Origin of the sequence: Pseudomonas libanensis, assembly GCF_001439685.1 — a bacterium.
In the GTDB taxonomy this organism is placed as follows: Bacteria; Pseudomonadota; Gammaproteobacteria; order Pseudomonadales; family Pseudomonadaceae; genus Aquipseudomonas; species Aquipseudomonas libanensis.
In genome coordinates this window covers 21,535-38,578 of the sequence record NZ_JYLH01000001.1, presented here as the reverse complement: position 1 = coordinate 38,578, position 17,044 = coordinate 21,535, and the positions used below count along the sequence as shown (strand labels likewise).

Here is a 17,044-nt window from a genome sequence, read left to right as displayed (position 1 = left end):
GCGTCCATCGCGGGCGCCTAAGAAGACGATTTCCCGACGTCTAGCCGAGGCGCCAGCCAGGCCAGCAGCCGCTCGACGCACTGCTGCACCGACAAAATGCCCGTGTCCAGCACCAACGCCGCATCCGGCGGCGGCTCATAGGGCGAACCAATGCCGGTAAACCCTGGCAACTCACCACGTCGGGCACGGGCGTAATGACCTTTGGGATCGCGGCCTTCGCACACCTGCAGGGACGCGCTGCACCACACCTCGCGGTAGTCGGCGCCCAGCCGCTGGGCAAACACTGCCCGCAATTGCACCTGTGGCGCAATCATCGCCAGGATCACGATCTGCCCGTTGTCCACCAGCAGCGCCGCCAGTTCGCTGGCGCGGCGGATGTTTTCGAGGCGGTCGCTGTCGGCAAAGCCCAGGTCTTTGTTGAGCCCGACGCGCAAGGCATCGCCGTCGAGCACGATGCTTTGCCGACCTTGTTCGAACAGGGCAGCCTGCAGCCCCTGAGCCAGGGTCGACTTGCCGGAGGCGGGCAAGCCAGTGAGCAGGATCGCCACGGCACGATGACCATTGCGCGCCTCGCGTTGACCACGGGTGATGCTCGCCGTCGGCGCCACCAGGTTACGGGGCAACGGCATGCGGCACCGGCGCGGTGATGTTGCCGGCGGCCCAGGCCGATTCACGGCTGGCCAGGGCGCTGGCGATGTTTTGCACGCGGTCGGAGTCCAACTGCTCGGGCAGCGGGTCGAGCCCGGCGCTGGCGAAGATCTGGCCGTAGGCGTTGCGCAGATCAGCGTAGGCCAGGTCGCGGCGCAAGTCGGCCTGCAGGGTGTTGAGTTCGCCCTGGATCAGGTCGAGTTCGCCCAGGCCCGCCGCCGCGTGACGGTTGCGCAGTTGGGTGAGAATTTGCCCATCGATGTTGGCCAGTTGTTCGTTGGTCTTGAACTGGCGCACAGCGTCCTGAAAGTTGGCGTTAGCCACGTAGACCTGGGCCAGCACCGCGATAGACATGGCCTGGCGCCGGGCGGTGGCGACTTCTTCACCGGCCTTGGCCACGTCGATGGCGGCAGGAGCGGAGATCACGTTGAACAGGTTCCAGGTGATTTTGGCGCCATAGTCGGCCCAGCGGTTGTCCACCAGGAACGAGTTGCTGTCGTAGTGGCCACCGGCGGAGAACTCCAGGCCGGGCAGCAGGCGCAGCATGGCTTTGCGGGTTTCGGCGGCGCTGATGCGGGTCTGATAGTCCTGCTCGCGCAGTTCGGGCCGATTGGCCAGGGCTTCCTGTTCCAGGCTCGCCAGGTTGACCTTGAGCTGGGGCACCACGTAATCGTCCGGAGTGGCCAGTTTCAGGTCGGTGCCCATGGGCAGGTTGATCAGGGTCGCCAGTTCGGTCTTGGCCAGGGACAAGGCGCGGCGCTGCTCCTGCAACTGGCGCGTGGCTTCGATCAGCGAGCGCTGGTATCCAAGGGCCTGGACCGGATCGCCAATGCGCTGTTCGCTCATGTTCTGGCTGTCGGCCTGGGCCTGGTCGACCCGCACCATCAGGTTGTCGATCTGGGTCAACAGACGCTCGGCCGCCACCGCTCGCCAATAGGCCGAGCGCACGTCCTGGACAATGGTGTTGATGACCTTGCGTCGACGCTCCTGGATGATCAGGCGCTGGTCGCCTTGCTGTTTGGCACTGATGTAGCTGACGCCGAAGTCGAGGACGTTCCAGACCATGGTCAAGTCCGCCACGCGACGATTGCGGTCCTGGGACGTCGACGGTTCCAGGGACTGGTTGCCGCTGAGCACGCTCTGGCTGCTGGAAGCGTTGGTGTTACTGCGCCCGGCATAGCCGGCCGACAGTGCCATGCGCGGCAGCATGTCGAAGCTGGAGAGATCCGACTGGCGCTTGGCCAGGGCTTCTTCCATCATCTTCAGGCGTCCCTCGAGGTTGTATTTCACGGCGCGGGCCATGGCCTGGTGCAAGGTAAGCGGGCCGCTGAGGGGCTCCTGCCCCGTGTACATGCCGTGCAGATCATTGCGGGCGCGTTGCTCGCTGACACTGCGTTCAATCGGCTCACTGGTGACCGCGCAACCGCTGATCGCCAGCGCCAGCAAGCTGGCGCCGAACAACTTATGACGTGTATTCATCCTTGTACTACCCCTGTTCCTGCGCCTAAGTATGTTCAAGCCTGCATTTCGCTGATGCCGACTTGTTGCAGTGCGTGTGCCATTTCGATCACCTGGCGACGTTCGCTATCGTTGATCTGTTGCAATTGCTGACCAAGGGTCGGTGCGCCAAAGACGCCACGCAGGCCTTGGGCCGCATCGCCGCGGCCCTTGATCGACGTGCTGTCGAACGCTTTGAAACCTGTGTCGCTGCCGCCGGTGTCGCGGTTGAACAGGCCCGACAACGTGCTTGAGCCGAACACCCCGCCATCGCCACCGCCGAAACCAAGGAACCCCCGGCCACTGCCGTCCCCGCTGCCGTCGGTACTGAACACCTGGGCGATAAAGCTGGGCGACGAGGCACCGTTGTTGATGAAAATGCTGCCGATGGGCGGCAAGCCCCCACCCATCTCACGTTGTTCGAACAGCGGCGGGAAACCGATGGGCGAACCCAGATCGCCACCCGGACGGCCGAAGATGCTCGGCTGCAGCGGCGGGTTCGGCGCGTCCTGAGGCGTCGTCGGCGTAGTGACACGGAACAGGGGGTCGCCCGTCAGCGCGATCGTATTGATCGCAAAATTGTTGGAGTTGGCAAAACCGCTGCCGGCGTTGCCCGCCAGGTCCACCACCAGGCTGGAATCCAATGTGATGAAGTTGCTCGGATCGTTGATATTCGCTGCCGGTGTCAGGGTCGCGGTCCAGGTCTTGCCGCCATCGTTGGTAGCCAGGTTGGACAAGGTGCCGTTAGCCACGCTGAGGTCATCGAGTTCGAAACCGCTGACCTTTTCACTGAAGGTGAACGTCACCGTCGTGCTCTGCCCGACCGTCAACGTGGGGTTGGCGATGCTGATGGTTGCGGTCGGCCGCTCTCCATCGAGCGCAAAGTTGTTGGAGATCACGATGCCGCTGCCGACGTTACCCGCTGCATCATGCACCAGGCTGGCGTCCAGGACGATCAGGTTGGTGGCGTCGCTGATGGCCGCCGTGGGCGTCAAGGTGGCGGTCCAGGTTTTACCGCCATCGCTGCTGGCCAGGTTGGACAACACAGCATTGGCCACGCTCAAGTCTGACAGGTCGAAACCGCTGACCGCTTCACTGAAGCCGATGGTCACCGTGGTGGTCTGCCCGACGCCCAGGTTATTGTCGGCCACGGAGATCGTCGCGATTGGGCGCACCGTGTCGACGGCGTAGTTGTTCGAATCGGTGATGCCCACGCCTGCGTTGCCGGCGCCGTTGATCAAGCCGGTATTGTCCAGGGTGATCAGGTTGCTGGTGTCGGAAATATTGGCGCTTGGCGTGAACGTGGCCGTCCAGGTGACGCCGCCGTCGGCGGAAGTCACATTGCTCAGCGTGCCGTTGCTGACGCTCAGGTCGCTGTTGTCGAAACCGCTCACCGCTTCGTTGAAGGTGATGGTCACCTGGCTGGTTTCGCCGATGTTCAGCGCTGTATCGGCGACCACAATGGTGGCCGTCGGCACCTGCGTATCAACGCTGTAGTTGGCGGAGTTGCTGGTACCGGTTCCGGTATTGCCCGCCGCGTCGCTCACGCCGGTGTTGTCCAGGGTGATCAGGTTGGTCGTGTCCCGCACACCCAGAACAGGAGTGAAAACGGCGGTCCAGGTCAGGCCGCCGTCGCTGCTGCTGACCGCGCTCAGGGTGCCGTTGGCAACGCTGAGGTCATCGTTGGTCAACCCGGTAACGGCCTCGCTGAAGGTGATGGTCACCACCGAGGTCTCGCCGACACTCAGGTTGGCATCGGCCAGCACAATCGTTGCGGTTGGACGCTGGGTGTCGAGGGTGTAGTTATTGGAATCAGTGGTGCCAACGTTGGCGTTGCCGGCCAGGTCAACGATGCCGCCGGTGTTGAGCGTGATGACGTTGCTGCTGTCGGTGACGCCATCGGTCGGCGTGAAGGTGGCGGTCCAGGTGATGCCACCGTCGCTGCTGCTCAGCCCCGAAATCACGCCGTTGGCGACGGTCAGGTCAGCGCTGGTGAACGCCGTCACGGCCTCGCTGAAAGTGATGGTGACCAGGGACGTTTCACCGATGTTCAGCGCGGTATCGGCCATCACGATGGTGGCGGTCGGGCGCAGGGTATCGACGGCGTAGTTGTTCGAATCGGTGATGCCCACGCCTGCGTTGCCGGCGCCGTTGATCAAGCCGGTATTGTCCAGGGTGATCAGGTTGCTGGTGTCGGAAATATTGGCGCTTGGCGTGAACGTGGCCGTCCAGGTGACGCCGCCGTCGGTACTGCTCATGGTGCTGAGTGTGCCGTTGACGACGGTCAGGTCTGAATTGTCGAAACCGCTGACCGCCGAGTTGAAAGTCACAGTGACCAACGACGTCTCGCCGATGCTCAACGTGGTATCGGCAATCACAAGGGTCGCCGTCGGCACGTTGGTGTCGACCTGGTAGTTGTTGGAATCGGTGGTGCCGGTACCGGTGTTGCCTGCCGCATCACTGATACCGGCGTTGTTCAGCGTGATCACATTGGACAGGTCGCTGACCCCGAGGGCCGGCGTGAATGTGGCGGTCCAGGTGACGCCACCGTCGACGCTGCTGACCGCACTCAGCGTACCGTTGGCCACGCTCAGGTCCGAATTGTCGAATCCGCTGACCGCCTCGGAAAACGTAACGGTCACCAGCGAGGTTTCGCCAACGCTCAGCGCGTTGTCAGCCACCACGATGGTCGCGGTCGGGCGCTGCGTGTCGACGGCATAATTGTTGGAATCGGTGGTGCCGCTGCCGGTATTGCCTGCCCCGTCGACGATCCCGGTGTTAGTGAGGGTGATCAGGTTAGTGGCATCGCTGACGCCCGCCGAAGGCGTGAACGTTGCGGTGTAGGTGATGTTGTCGCTGGTGCTCAGGCCACTCAGGCTGCCATTGGTGACGCTCAGGTCGGCCAGGGTGAAACCGGTCACCGCCTCGCTGAAGGTGATTGTCACCACCGATGTTTCGCCAACGGCAATGGCCGTGTCGGCGACCACGAGGGTGGCGGTGGGTCGCGCAGTGTCGATGGCGTAGTTGTTGGAGTCGGTGGTGCCGCTGCCGGCGTTGCCCGCTGCGTCAGTCACGCCGGTGTTGTCCAGGGTGATGAGGTTGCTGGTGTCGCTGAGACTGGCGCTGGGCGTGAGCGTCCCGGTCCAGGTGATGCCGCCGTCGCCACTGCTCAGGCCGGTGACCGTACCGTTGGCGACCGTCAGATCGGCGACGGTAAACCCTGTGACCGCTTCGTTGAAAGTGAGGGTAACCAGCGAGGTTTCACCGACGCTCAACGCAGTGTCGGCCACCACGATGCTGGCGGTGGGGCGCTGGGTGTCGACCGCATAGTTGTTGGAACTGGTGGTGCCGCTGCCGGCGTTACCGGCCGCATCCGCCACACCGGTGTTGGCCAGGACGAGCAGGTTGGTGGCATCGCTGGTGCTGGCGCTCGGCGTGAGCGTGGCGGTCCAGGTAATACCGCCGTCGCTGCTGCTCAGCCCGCTCAAGGAACCGTTGGCAACGGTCATATCGGCCAGGGTGAAACCGGTGACGGCCTCGCTGAAGGTGATGGTCACCAGGGACGTTTCACCGATGTTCAGTGCGGCATCGGCCACCACGATGGTAGCGGTCGGGCGCAGGGTATCGACGGCGTAGTTGTTCGAGTCGGTGGTGCCGCTGCCGACGTTGCCGGAGAGATCGGCAATGCCGCTGTTGGTCAAGGTTATCAGGTTGGTGGTGTCATTAATGCTGGCAGTCGGGGTGAGCGTCGCCGTCCAGGTGATGCCACCGTCGCTGCTGCTCAGGGCGCTCAAGCTGCCATTGGCAGCGGTCAGGTCGGCCAGGGTGAAACCACTCACCGCCTCGGTGAAGGTGATGGTCACAACGCTCGTTTCGCCGATGCGCAGCGAGGTGTCGGCCACTACGAGGGTGGCGGTGGGGCGTTGCGTGTCGATGGCGTAGTTGTTGGAGTTGGTCGTGCCCACGCCAGCGTTGCCGTTGAGGTCCGCCACGCCGGTGTTGTTCAGGACAATCAGATTGGAGGTATCGGTAACCGTCGCATCCGGCGTCAACGTGGCCGTCCAGGTGATGCCCCCGTCGCTGGTGCTCAGGCCGCTGATCGAGCCGTTGGCGACGGTCAGGTCGGCGCTGGTGAAACCGCTCACGGCTTCGCTGAAGGTGATGGTCACAACGCTCGTTTCGCCGATCCTCAGGGCGGTGTCGCTGACCACGATGGACGCCGTGGGCACTACGGTATCGTTGACGATGTAGTTGTTGGAGGCGGTGGTGCCCACGCCGGCATTACCGGCCAGGTCGGCAACACCGGTATTGTTCAGGGTGATGATGTTGGTGGTGTCGGCGATGTTGCTGGCCGCCGTCAACGTACCGGTCCAGGTGATGCCGCCGTCGCCACTGGTTAAGGTGCCGACGGTGCCGTTCTGCACCGTCAGGTCGGCTGCGGTGAGGCCGGTCACGGCTTCGGAGAAGGTGATGGTGACGGTCGAGGTACCACCGGAGTTGAGGTTGGTAATGGCCACTACGACCGTCGAGGTGGGTGGCGTCTCGTCCGGCACATAGTTGGTGTTGATGGTGCCGCCATCGCCATAGACGTTGGAAACCGAAGCCGGCGAAACACCCGCCGTGCCCGCACTCGTCCCCCCTACGCCACTGCCGCCAATGTTGCCGGCCAGCGCCGCGAAGTTGGCGGCGGTGATCAGGATCGAGCCTTTGTTCCAGATGGCGCCAACCCCGACGCCGCCCGCGCCGCCTGCCTGGAGATAGCTGCCACCGGCCCCACCACCACCGCCGCCACCACCCGCGCCGACGTTGTTGGAAATGGCCGAATTACCGATGACGCGCAGGGTCGCACCGGTGTCGTTGTAGATGCCCCCCACCGCACCGCCGCCGTCGCCACCGAAGTTGTCGTATCCGTCACCGCCACCGCCACCGCCGATGGACAATCCGCCACTGCTGGCCGTACCACCGGCCGAACCGGTGCTATAACCCGGATACGCCGCACCGCCGGCGCCACCCGTGGTGGAGCCGCCACGCCCGCCGATGTTGAAGAAGCCGCCGCCCGCGCCGCCCTGTCCCGCTGTGCCATTGGCGCCCGTGGAATTGAGGGTATCGCCGCCCTTGCCACCGGTTCCGCCGGTGATCGCACCGCCACCACCGCCACCGCCACCGGCGTATTGCGGCGTGACACCGCCGCCGCCGCCACCGCCGGAAGCAGCGTTGGCAGTCACCGTGACGTTTTTCAAGGTCAAGGTACCGGCGTTGTAGATACCACCGCCCTGGGACACCAGCGCATCGTCGCCGCCATTACCGCCATTGCCGGCTGTCATGCCCCGGGTAATCACCAGGCCATCGAGGGTGGCCGTGGTGCCGGATGTCACTTGCAGGATCTGGGTGCGGTACTGGCCATCGAGCGTCACGTCGGCCACGTTGTCGTTATTGAGGTCACCGTCGATGGTGACGTTCCTGTTGACCACCAGCACCTGGGTCAGGGCGATGGTCATGGTGTTATTGAACGTGACGATATCGCCGTTCTGCGCAGACGACAGCGCTGCACGCAGGGAACCCACGCCGCTATTGAGGTTGTTGGTGGCGGTCCAGGTGGCCAGGCCCCATTGGTACTCGCTCATGGCGCTGGCCGACAGCACGTTGGCACTTTCGATAGTGCCGGTGGCGATTTCCAGGTCCCAGTCGCCGCCCAGGCCGGTGCGGTCAGTGGACGCCGCTACGTCGCGGCCGGTCAACTGCGCCAATGAATCGACCAGGCTCAAGCCTCGCTCGCCTTCGGCGGTGTAGCAGCCATAGATGAGGATATCGCCGCCGACATTCATGTCCTGGCCGATCCTCGCCAGCACTTCGCTGCGGGCCTGGACGTTATCCGCCGACAGGTAACTGTTGCCCAGCCACAGATCGCCGGCATTACCGTGGGCAATGATTTGCACCGAGCTGACGCCCTGGTGAGTGTCCAGGTAATCGGCGATCTGCTGCAAACCGTCCTTGCTGGCCTCCAGTTGCACCACCTGGGTACCGGGCGCGACGCCTTCGAGCAGGCTGGCCGATTCCTTGACCCGAGAGTCGACGAACAACACGCTCTTGCCTGGCACCGCCGCCTGGGTTGCATCGACCTGGCCCTGGGGCGCGTGGGTGTCCGCCGGCTGATCTGCCGTGGGGGGTTTGGCCGCCTCGACCGTGGGCTGGGCATCGGGCTGCGCGGCATCGGCCACGGTTGCCGCCACCGCGCCGTCGAACAGCATTCGCGGCTCCAGGAACATGATCATTGGCGATGCCAGGGCGTGTGCGCCCTCGGTTACCCGCGCTTTACTCTTGCTCCACCACATGAAGATCACCTGGACTCGAAAGGCTTGGACACGCAAAAAAGACAGGTCGCCGTCAGCTGACTGCGGCGTCGGTTTTCATACGGATGACATTGGCCGCACTGGCAGACCCATCGCGCCAGAACGACAACGCGGCATACTTCTCGAACAAGTCCGGCGGCAACAGCGTTCGCCGTGGCTGCGGCGCCACCTTGGGCTTGACCTTGTGCAGGCCGGCCAGACCCAGGGCCTGGTCGAAGAGCGGCGCGTCGTAGGTCAGGTGGTTGAAGTCATGTTCGAACCAGGGCTCGCCGATAAAGTCGTACACCAACCGCATCACCCGCTCCGGGGCTTGGCTCAACAAGTCGTAATCAACTACCAGCAACGATTCGGCGTTCTCGCCGTAATACGCCTCTTTGAGCGCGGTCCAGGCAAAGCCCACCAGGCGATTGCGTTGGGCCAGGGTTTCGCAACGGCTATAGACGGTGTTGCGCTCGTCATCGTCGTTGAACAGTTTGGTGTTCTCGAACGGGTTGGCGCGGTACAGGCGTTCAAGGCTGTCCAGCACCCAGGCCACGTTGCGCACACAGGCGATCACTTTGGCCTGGGGGAACAGGTCATGCAGCGCGGGCATGCGCGCGCACCACTGGCGGTTGGTGTCGAATACCACCGGGGTGGAAGCCTTGTCGGCGTAATAGGCGTCGAATAATCCGCGCAGCAGACGGCGGCGGGTGTGGGCGTCGATCACAGAGCCGAACTCGCTACCCGCGCTGCATTGCGCCAGCACTCCGTTAAACAAGGGGCTGACCGGGCTGCTCATGCCGGCGTGAAAACGCGGATTCTGCAGGAGAATCGCAGAAAGCAACGTCGAACCGGAACGCGGCAATCCGGAAATAAAGTGATACTGCATCCTTTCACCATTTTTGTAGGACATACATCCATGTGTGGTGCAAGCGTAGCTGGTGATTGCAGTCAACGGGCGGGTCATTTGCCACTATTTTGATATGCCGCTAATGCCAAACTGATCTTAGTCGCAGCCTGTACGCTGCGATGGCTCTAGCCCGTGGCAAAGCACGTAGAGACGCGCCCTCGCACCGCCACCGTCTTGCTGGCTGATCAACCGCCAGCCCTCGGGCAATGGCGCAAAATCGTCCGGTGCTTCGCTGCTGCTGATCAGCCAGACACGCCGGGTATCGGTGGGCAAATCCGCCAAGCGGTCGAGATAGATGCGCCCGCCGTCCTGGTCCACCAGCGTGCCAAAGCCGTAGGCATTCGGCCGGGTTGGCGTGCCATCGGGTTTGGGCGGCGTGTAGAGCTGCAATTGCGCGTCGGTCTGGTCGTAATACACGTAGCTCAGGTACCACATCATGTCGCTGAGGACGATGCGGTCGTCTTCCTGGTAATTGCGATTGACGAACTCCACCGGCACGTTGAACTGGTCATGCTCATCCACGTTGAAATTGTTTTTCAATCCCAGCACTTCCACACCGACGAACAGCACGAACAGCGCCGCGCCCAGCAATCTCAGGCGTGAGGGCAACCGATCGATGGCCACCGCCACCGACATCGGCAAGGCCAGGGCGTATACGGTGAGGTAACGCTCGATAAACACCGGTGAGATAAACGACACGCCGTACACCAGCAACAGCGGCAACAGGAAGAACAGCGCCAACAGTGCGCTCGGGCGATCAGGCTTGCGATCGCGCCAGGCGGTCATGCCCACCACGGCCACCCACAGGAACGGGAACAGCCAGAACAGCGGCCGCCAGATGTCCGGGCCTTCGTCCTGGAGCATGAACTGCCAGATCATCGACGGCACGGAGAGCAGGCCGACCGGCTCTTCCCAACCAATATCGCCGCCAACCCTGAGTTGGTCGACGTGCTGCACCAGGTCCAGCAGGTTCGGCAGCCAGGGCAGGTAAAGCAGCACAATGGCGACGTTAGCCAGCCACCAGCCACGGCGTGTGATCAAGCGTTGGCCCGCTGGTTGCGACATGCACAACAGGCCCAGCCAGGTCCAGTGCACCAGTACGCCAAGGGCGGTGAAGTAATGGGTGTAGAACCCCGCGCACATCAACAGCACATACGTTGCCAGATAGCGCGTGCGCCCGGGTTGGCGCACCCAGTACACCAGCGCCAGCGTGGCGCCCAGCAGCCACACCCCCAACAGGGCGTACATGCGCACTTCCTGGCTGTAGCGCACCGCCGTGGGCATCAGCGCCAGTAATACGCCTGCCAGGACTGCCGCACGTCGAGTCGACAGCTGCCGGGTGAGCCAGATACCCAAACCCACCACCGCCACCCCGGGGATCGCGCTCATACTGCGGATCGACCAGATCCCGTCGCCAAACAACTCGATCCAGCCGCGCAGCATGAAAAAATAAAGCGGCGGGTGCACGTCATGGGCGGCGTGAAACCAAAGGTCGTCCAAGGCGTACTCGCTCAGCAGCAGGCTGGAGCCTTCGTCGCCCCAGACCGCGGCAGTGGTCAGGCCATAAAAACGCAGGGCCATGGCCACCCCGAGGATCGGCAACCACCACAAACGGCCGAGCCAACCGGCACCTGCCCAGGCACCGTAGAGCGCGGCCACGGCGCTTGCCTTTTCGTCTTGTTCCACCACAGACCGTCGCACCTCAAATTCCTCGACAACGTACATGCGCAAACACGCGCCACTCCAGGTCAAACGGGCCGTCTGCGTTTGCTGTTTCACAAGGTCCGGGCAGTTCGCCAAACCTGCGTCTACGCTCTGCGGTGACGCCCTTCGAGGGTCGCCCCCATAGAGACTCTACAAGGATGAACGATCCATGGAAGTATTCATTGGCACTATTCAACCCTTCGCGTTTAATTTCGCCCCTCGGGACTGGGCCTTGTGCGCCGGCCAGACCCTCTCCGTCAGCCAATACCAGGCGCTGTTCGCCCTGCTCGGCATCACCTACGGCGGCACCGGATCGACGACGTTCATGCTGCCCAACCTGCAGGGCCGCCTGCCCGTCGGCCAAGGCAATGGCCCTGGCTTGACGCCGCGGGTCATTGGCGAAGTCTCCGGCACCGAAAGCGTCACCGCCACATTGGCCAACCTGCCGGCACACACCCATGGCATTGCGACACTCACCGCCAGTACCTCGGTGCAATTGACCAACGCCGCCAGCAACCCGGTCAACACCCCCACCGCCACCAACTCGTTTATCGGTGCTTCCGGCACCGGACCAGGCAGCGCCAGCATCTACTCAGACCAACAGGGCACCAGCCCGGTCCCGCTCAAAGGCGTGAGCACGACGTTGACCGGCACCATTGACCCCGCAGGACAAGGCCTGCCCATGGGCAGCATGAACCCCTTTCTGGTCATCAACTTCAGCATTGCCCTGAACGGGCTCTTTCCGACACGCGACTGATGCCATCCCTTGACCGGGGCTTAAGCGCCTCGGCACTTCTGAAGCGGAGCCACGCTTATGCTGAACCTGGTCACCCCTGAACATTTTCGCCCGTTGCTGGCAGGCAGCAGCACGCTTTACCTGCCGGATGGCTCGGCGCTGCCGATTCAGATCGAACGTGTGCGCGAGGCGCCCCACGCGACCTTGCCCCAAAGCCCACGCGGGGCTTTCAGCGTACTGCTCAGCAGCCTCGGCCCTACCGATTTCGTGGACGGTCTATGCCGCCTGCCGCTGCCGGAGGCGTGTCTGGAGCAGGTGTTCGTGTCCCGCGAGCCCGCCATGGGTCGTGATGCCGAACGCGGTTATTTCTGCATCGTGTTCAACTGAGACGGGTACCACACCAGCCGCTGCGCGGCGGGGGTCTGTTCCTCAACTCGAAACCCCAGCGCCAGGTAATGCCGGCGCGCGTGGGGGTTGCTCGCCCATACCACCGTGGCCACCGGGCAAAACACCTGGCTCGCGGCTTGCTGCACACCTTGCAACACCGCGCGGCCAAAACCCTGGCCGCGGGCGGCCGGGATGAACGCCAGGTACAGCACGCGGATCTCGTTGGGCCCGAAGTCAGCGCTCAGTGCGCCGATGGGCGTCCCCAGTTTCTCGACCACATAATGCAGCGCTCCGGGAAAATGCGCGTCCAGGCCCGCCTCCTGGACCTGGTACTGCTGGGCGATCACCTCCTCCACCAGTGCCTGCTCGCCATCGATCCATTGCAGATCGGCGCGCGCCGAGCGGTAAAGCCCCTGTAAAAACGGCCCGTCGGTGCTGCGCGACGGGCGTACCACCAAGCCCTGCGCCAAAGCGCCCTCCTTGTTCAGCATCGTGTTCAACTCCTGTCAAAAACCGCTTTCCCGCACGCCCAGGGCGGCTGCTCGTCGCCAGGCCACGCCCAGCACCGATTCGCTGCGCCCTTGCAACACCACCACCCCGCGCAACGGCTGATGGGGCGTAGGAATCGGTTGCACACTCTTGAAGCGCGCGCCGTATTGCGCCTGGACCGGTGCCGGACGCTGGTTTTCATCGCGGCGCACGGCGATCGGCCCGTGGTGATCGGACGTCAGTGCCTCCTGGTCCAGATACGCCACGCCATTGGCATCGATGTCCGTCAGCTCCACCGCAATGGCGGCGTGCATCGGGTCATCGGCGATAAACCGCCCGGTCGCCCCTGGCTGTACGCGCCACAACTCGGCCTCTGCCAGGTAACCGCGCAGGCGCGCGCCATCCTCGACCACTTGCGCCAGCGCGTCTTTGGGCGACAGCCAGCGGCCTGTGCTCAGTTGCGGCAACACATCGCGCACGGTTCCGGCATGGGGCGCGCGTAACAACAGGCGTTCGCGCTGGGCGGCCAAGCCTCGGTATTCAGCCAGGGCCTGGGACAATCGCTTGTCATTGATGCCGGCGTCCGCCGCCGTTTCGCTGCGCCCGGCCTGGCGACGCATCTGCAACTGCAGAATGTCGACTTCGCGGCGCACGATGCTCTGCCGGGCGTCCAGGTCCGGTGACTCCAGTTCGACCAGCACCTGGCCCGGCATCACTACTTGCCCATCCACCACCTTGAGCGCCTTGACCCGCGCCGCCACCGGCGCATGCAGCGCACTGGCGCGTCCTGCCTCGAGCATCGTCGGCAGTTCCACGGCGCTGCGCCATGGCACCACCAGCGCCAGCAGGAGCAACAGCAACCCCAGGCCGGTCAGCAGCACCCTGGGTGCATGGGCCTGGCTGCGCCGGCTCCACCATTGGCGCCATTCCTTAAAGACCGGCAGGAAGATGAACCACACCAACTCCACCAGCATCAGGAAAATCCCGAGTAGTTTGAAAAACAGGTGGTACACCGCCAAGGCGATCCCCAGGAACAACGCCGCCCGCCACAACCATGCGAGGTAGCCCCACCACAGCAGGCGCCGCTGCATCATCGGCGACCAGGGTTCCGGCGCCGATTCGCCGTAGCCGAACAGCCACTCACGCAGGCGCCAGCGGCACAAGGCAAAGGCGCGGCCTTGCAGGTTATCGACACCCCACCAGTCACTGATCAAAAAGTAACCATCAAAGCGCATGAACGGGTTGAGGTTGATCGCCAAGGTGGTCAGCCACGTAGCACTGGCCAACATGAACGCCGCCGTGCGGGCGGGACCGTCCGGCAACAGTGACCAGGCCAGCAGCGCGACGCAGGCGAGCAGCAATTCGGCCATCACCCCGCCCGCGCCGATCATCAGGCGGGAGCGACGATCATTGACGCGCCAGGCGTCGCTCACATCGGTGTAGAACATCGGCAGCATCACCATGAACGCCACGCCCATGCTCTGTACCCGGCAGCCGGCGCGCTTGGCCATGAACGCATGGCCGAACTCATGGCACAGCTTGGCGAAAAACAACGCGGCACCAAAGGCCAGGGCGCCCCCAAGGCTGAACAGATGCGGGAAGGTCGCCACGAAACGCTGCCAGTCCCGTGCGACCAGAAACACGCCCAGCATCAGGATAATCGGCAAGCCATAGCGCAGCAGACCCGGCCCGAAGCGCGCCAGCCACGGCCATGTCCGGTTGAGAAAAGGGTCCGGGCGCCACAGCGGGATGCGGAAAAACAGGTATTGGTGCAGCAGGACTGTGCCCAGGCTTTGTTTTTGCGCGGCGGCTTTATGCAGGTAGCTGGCCCGTTGTTCGGGGTCGAGGGCGGCGATCAGGTCGTGGGCGCGCAGAAAACTCAGCAGCTCGTCCACCTCGCGGTCCCCCAAGGGCAGGCCCGGCTCACGGTTGGCGGCTTGCAGGACTTTTTCCGGGTCGCCCAAGGCCCAGTAGCGCAATAGGCGAATGGCGCTCGCGCCGAGCTTGAAATAGCGCCCGCGCACCGGATCGGCCAGGGTCCAGCGCGGCGAACCATCCAGGGCGGCGCCGGCGCTGGACAGTTGCAGGTCTTCGCGCAGCCTGGGCAGGCTCGTCACAGGCCCACACTCTGGCGTAGGCCCGCCAGCGGTCGGCGCAACAGGTACAGGGCCAGCGGCGCGCGTTCGCCAAAGATCTTCGCAGTACCGCGCAGGCCGATACGCGGCGGCGCGTCATCGAACTGCGCATCCAGGCGATAGGCCAGTTGCCCGCCCGCCGTGGGCTGGGCCTCGTAGGCGGCGCGTTGCAGGGTGGCGAGATGGCGCTGCAACGGGTCGCTGTCGAGGAACAGTGCGACCTGGGCGTTCGGCTCCAGCGCAATCGCATCGCCCACCGCCAATTCAATGCGCAACTCGGCCTGGGCCGGGTCGGCGATCTGCAACAGCCGCTCGCCGGTCTGCACCGGTTTGCCGGTCCAGCGTTCGGCGTCGGCGAATACCGCGATACCGTCGCGTTCGGCGCGCACTTCGCTGCGCTTGAGCAACTCGCGGGCATAGTCACGTTCGGCGCGTTTTTGCTCGACCCGCGCGGCCAGCAGGTCGATACGCGAACTGGATTCGGCATCGGCAAAGGCGCGTTGGGCGTTTGCCTTGAGTTCCGCTTCGGCCACGCCCAGAGCGCGTGCGGCCACGTCGGCCTGCGCGGTGAGCGTGGTGCTTTCAAAGCGCAGCAACAGGTCGCCGGTGTTGACGACTTGGTTGGGTTTGACCAGAAATTCGGCGATCACCCCGTCCAATGGCGCTGCCACCACCTGCCCGGCCAGCGGTACCACTTCTGCCGGCGCCAATACCGATTGGCGCACCGGGACCAGCAGCAAGAGCAACAGCGCAACCGCCATCAGCACCCGGCGCTTGCGCGTCAGGCGCAGCCGCCAAGGCTGGCGCGGTTGCAGGGCAAGCCAGGCATGGCTGCAGGTATCGCCCCACTGCGCCAGCAACACCTGTTCGGCCGGGTTCCATGGGGTGTCCCGCGCCAGCCACACACCACCGAACACGCGAGCATGCGGGTCAATCAAGGGCAGCCAGAACACATGGCCGGCGGACAGGCTTTGCCAGTCGGCCTGCACCTGGTCGCTCAATTGTTCAGCCGGTACCACCTGCGCGACCTGGCCCAGCGCCTGCTTGTGCAGCTGCACCACGGCCTGTTCGACAAAGGCCACAAACGGCGCATTCGGGTCGACACTGCTCACCGCCGTCACCGCCCGCACTTTGCCGGCGATCAGCAGCGCCGCATGGCGATAGCCGAACAACGGCTGGCCGTCGTTGACCAGGCTGTAGGCCAGCTGCTCGGTGGTTCGGGCGGCACGGGTCTGGTGTTCAAGCCCCAGAAACTGGGCGAATACCCGCTCGGTATTGCCCGGCATCGGCGCGTTCATTGCAGTTGCGCGAAGTGGGCAGTACCGCTCATGCCCGCCATCAACCCGGTGGCATTGGTCACGCTGGCGACCAGCAGGAGCGTCTGGCTACCTTCATCGATGCGGGCGCCGAGACGCTTGACGGTGGCGCTGAACGCCTGGCCGGTTTCATCCGGGGTGAAGCTGAAGGTCTGGCCGGGCTTGAGTTTGCCCATCCAGCGCGACGGCACCAGCAAGTGAATTTCCAGGCTGCGGTTGTCGACGATTTCCAACAGCGGCGCACCGGCCGAAACGCTTTCATAACGCTGAACCTTGCGCTGCACCACCTGGCCGTCATACGGCGCCAGCACGCTGCAGCGCCTGACCTGGACCTGATAGACCTGGGACTGGGCCTGGGTTTCGGTGAGTTTGGCTTCGGCGCGAGCCACTTCGAAACGCCCGACGGAATTCAGCGCGGCCAATTGTTTGTTATGGGCCAGCTCTTCACCGGCACCACGGCTGGCGGCTGAGGCCGCATTGAGTTGGGCCTGGTAGGCCGAACAATCGAAACGCGCCAGGGTGTCACCTTTCTTGAACGACTCGCCTTCACTGAACGGCAGGTCGACGATGCGCCCGGACAACTCGCTGGCCAACATCGCCTGGTCGCGGGCACGCAATACACCACGGGCTTCGCTCTCGGTACTCGCGGCGCTCGTTGTGGAGGGTTGATCCAACAGCGGATCGTCGGCCATGGCCACGGTCGCCACGCTCAGCACACAGGAAAAACTTAATAGCCACTTACGTAGGTGCGTCATGCGCGTACTTCTCCCTGAGATGACCGCAGTCTAGGGCAGCGGGACTAAATTGCCACTACGCCCATCAGACAAATCAGCAATTTGTGTAGGGCTTCACCGAAGCCTGAGTAGGAACACGTTATGATTGGCGTCCTCCAA

11 protein-coding genes are annotated in these 17,044 nt (G+C 63.9%); 2 read left to right on the top strand and 9 right to left on the bottom strand.

From position 1 onward, the window contains the following. Nucleotides 1–17: 17 nt before the first annotated feature. The 5 genes from cysC to TU73_RS00095 all read right to left on the bottom strand — a co-directional run bounded on the left by cysC (nt 18) and on the right by TU73_RS00095 (nt 11,085). The gene (gene cysC, locus TU73_RS00115) at nt 18–629 is read right to left on the bottom strand and encodes an adenylyl-sulfate kinase (RefSeq protein WP_057010452.1); all 612 of its coding nucleotides are present in this window, start codon (nt 627–629) and stop codon (nt 18–20) included. Continuing rightward, on the bottom strand, nt 613–2,127 hold the full coding sequence (locus tag TU73_RS00110; protein ID WP_057010451.1) for a TolC family protein: 1,515 nt from the start codon (nt 2,125–2,127) through the stop codon (nt 613–615). The genes cysC and TU73_RS00110 overlap by 17 nt, the downstream gene beginning before the upstream one ends. A gap of 35 nt (nt 2,128–2,162) precedes the next feature. Further along, nucleotides 2,163–8,477 (bottom strand): Ig-like domain-containing protein, encoded by a 6,315-nt coding sequence (locus TU73_RS00105; protein WP_057010450.1) that lies wholly within the window; start codon nt 8,475–8,477, stop codon nt 2,163–2,165. Nucleotides 8,478–8,529: 52 nt separating this feature from the next. Beyond that, complete coding sequence (locus TU73_RS00100) at nt 8,530–9,363, bottom strand: sulfotransferase family protein (RefSeq protein WP_057010449.1); 834 nt, start codon at nt 9,361–9,363, stop codon at nt 8,530–8,532. A 117-nt stretch (nt 9,364–9,480) separates the two neighbouring features. Next, nucleotides 9,481–11,085, bottom strand: a complete 1,605-nt coding sequence (locus tag TU73_RS00095) for a glycosyltransferase family 39 protein (protein ID WP_057010852.1) — start codon at nt 11,083–11,085, stop codon at nt 9,481–9,483. Nucleotides 11,086–11,257: 172 nt separating this feature from the next. On the opposite strand from TU73_RS00095, the gene TU73_RS00090 reads away from it, so the two are divergent. Then, complete coding sequence (locus TU73_RS00090; protein ID WP_057010448.1) at nt 11,258–11,845, top strand: phage tail protein; 588 nt, start codon at nt 11,258–11,260, stop codon at nt 11,843–11,845. A gap of 57 nt (nt 11,846–11,902) precedes the next feature. Continuing rightward, complete coding sequence (locus TU73_RS00085; protein ID WP_057010447.1) at nt 11,903–12,211, top strand: hypothetical protein; 309 nt, start codon at nt 11,903–11,905, stop codon at nt 12,209–12,211. Here TU73_RS00085 and TU73_RS00080 read toward each other — a convergent pair. Genes TU73_RS00080 through TU73_RS00065 form a run of 4 tightly spaced genes read right to left on the bottom strand, consistent with a single transcriptional unit; the run spans nt 12,187 to nt 16,906 of the window. Next, nucleotides 12,187–12,702, bottom strand: a complete 516-nt coding sequence (locus TU73_RS00080) for a GNAT family N-acetyltransferase (RefSeq protein ID WP_057010446.1) — start codon at nt 12,700–12,702, stop codon at nt 12,187–12,189. The genes TU73_RS00085 and TU73_RS00080 overlap by 25 nt on opposite strands. Nucleotides 12,703–12,717: 15 nt before the next feature. Then, nucleotides 12,718–14,817, bottom strand: coding sequence for a site-2 protease family protein (locus tag TU73_RS00075; RefSeq protein ID WP_057010445.1), 2,100 nt, complete (start codon nt 14,815–14,817; stop codon nt 12,718–12,720). Further along, nucleotides 14,814–16,133, bottom strand: coding sequence for an efflux RND transporter periplasmic adaptor subunit (locus TU73_RS00070; RefSeq protein ID WP_057010444.1), 1,320 nt, complete (start codon nt 16,131–16,133; stop codon nt 14,814–14,816). Before TU73_RS00070 ends, TU73_RS00075 begins: the two co-directional genes overlap by 4 nt. After that, the gene (locus TU73_RS00065) at nt 16,130–16,906 is read right to left on the bottom strand and encodes an efflux RND transporter periplasmic adaptor subunit (protein ID WP_057010443.1); all 777 of its coding nucleotides are present in this window, start codon (nt 16,904–16,906) and stop codon (nt 16,130–16,132) included. Before TU73_RS00065 ends, TU73_RS00070 begins: the two co-directional genes overlap by 4 nt. Nucleotides 16,907–17,044 lie beyond the last annotated feature (138 nt).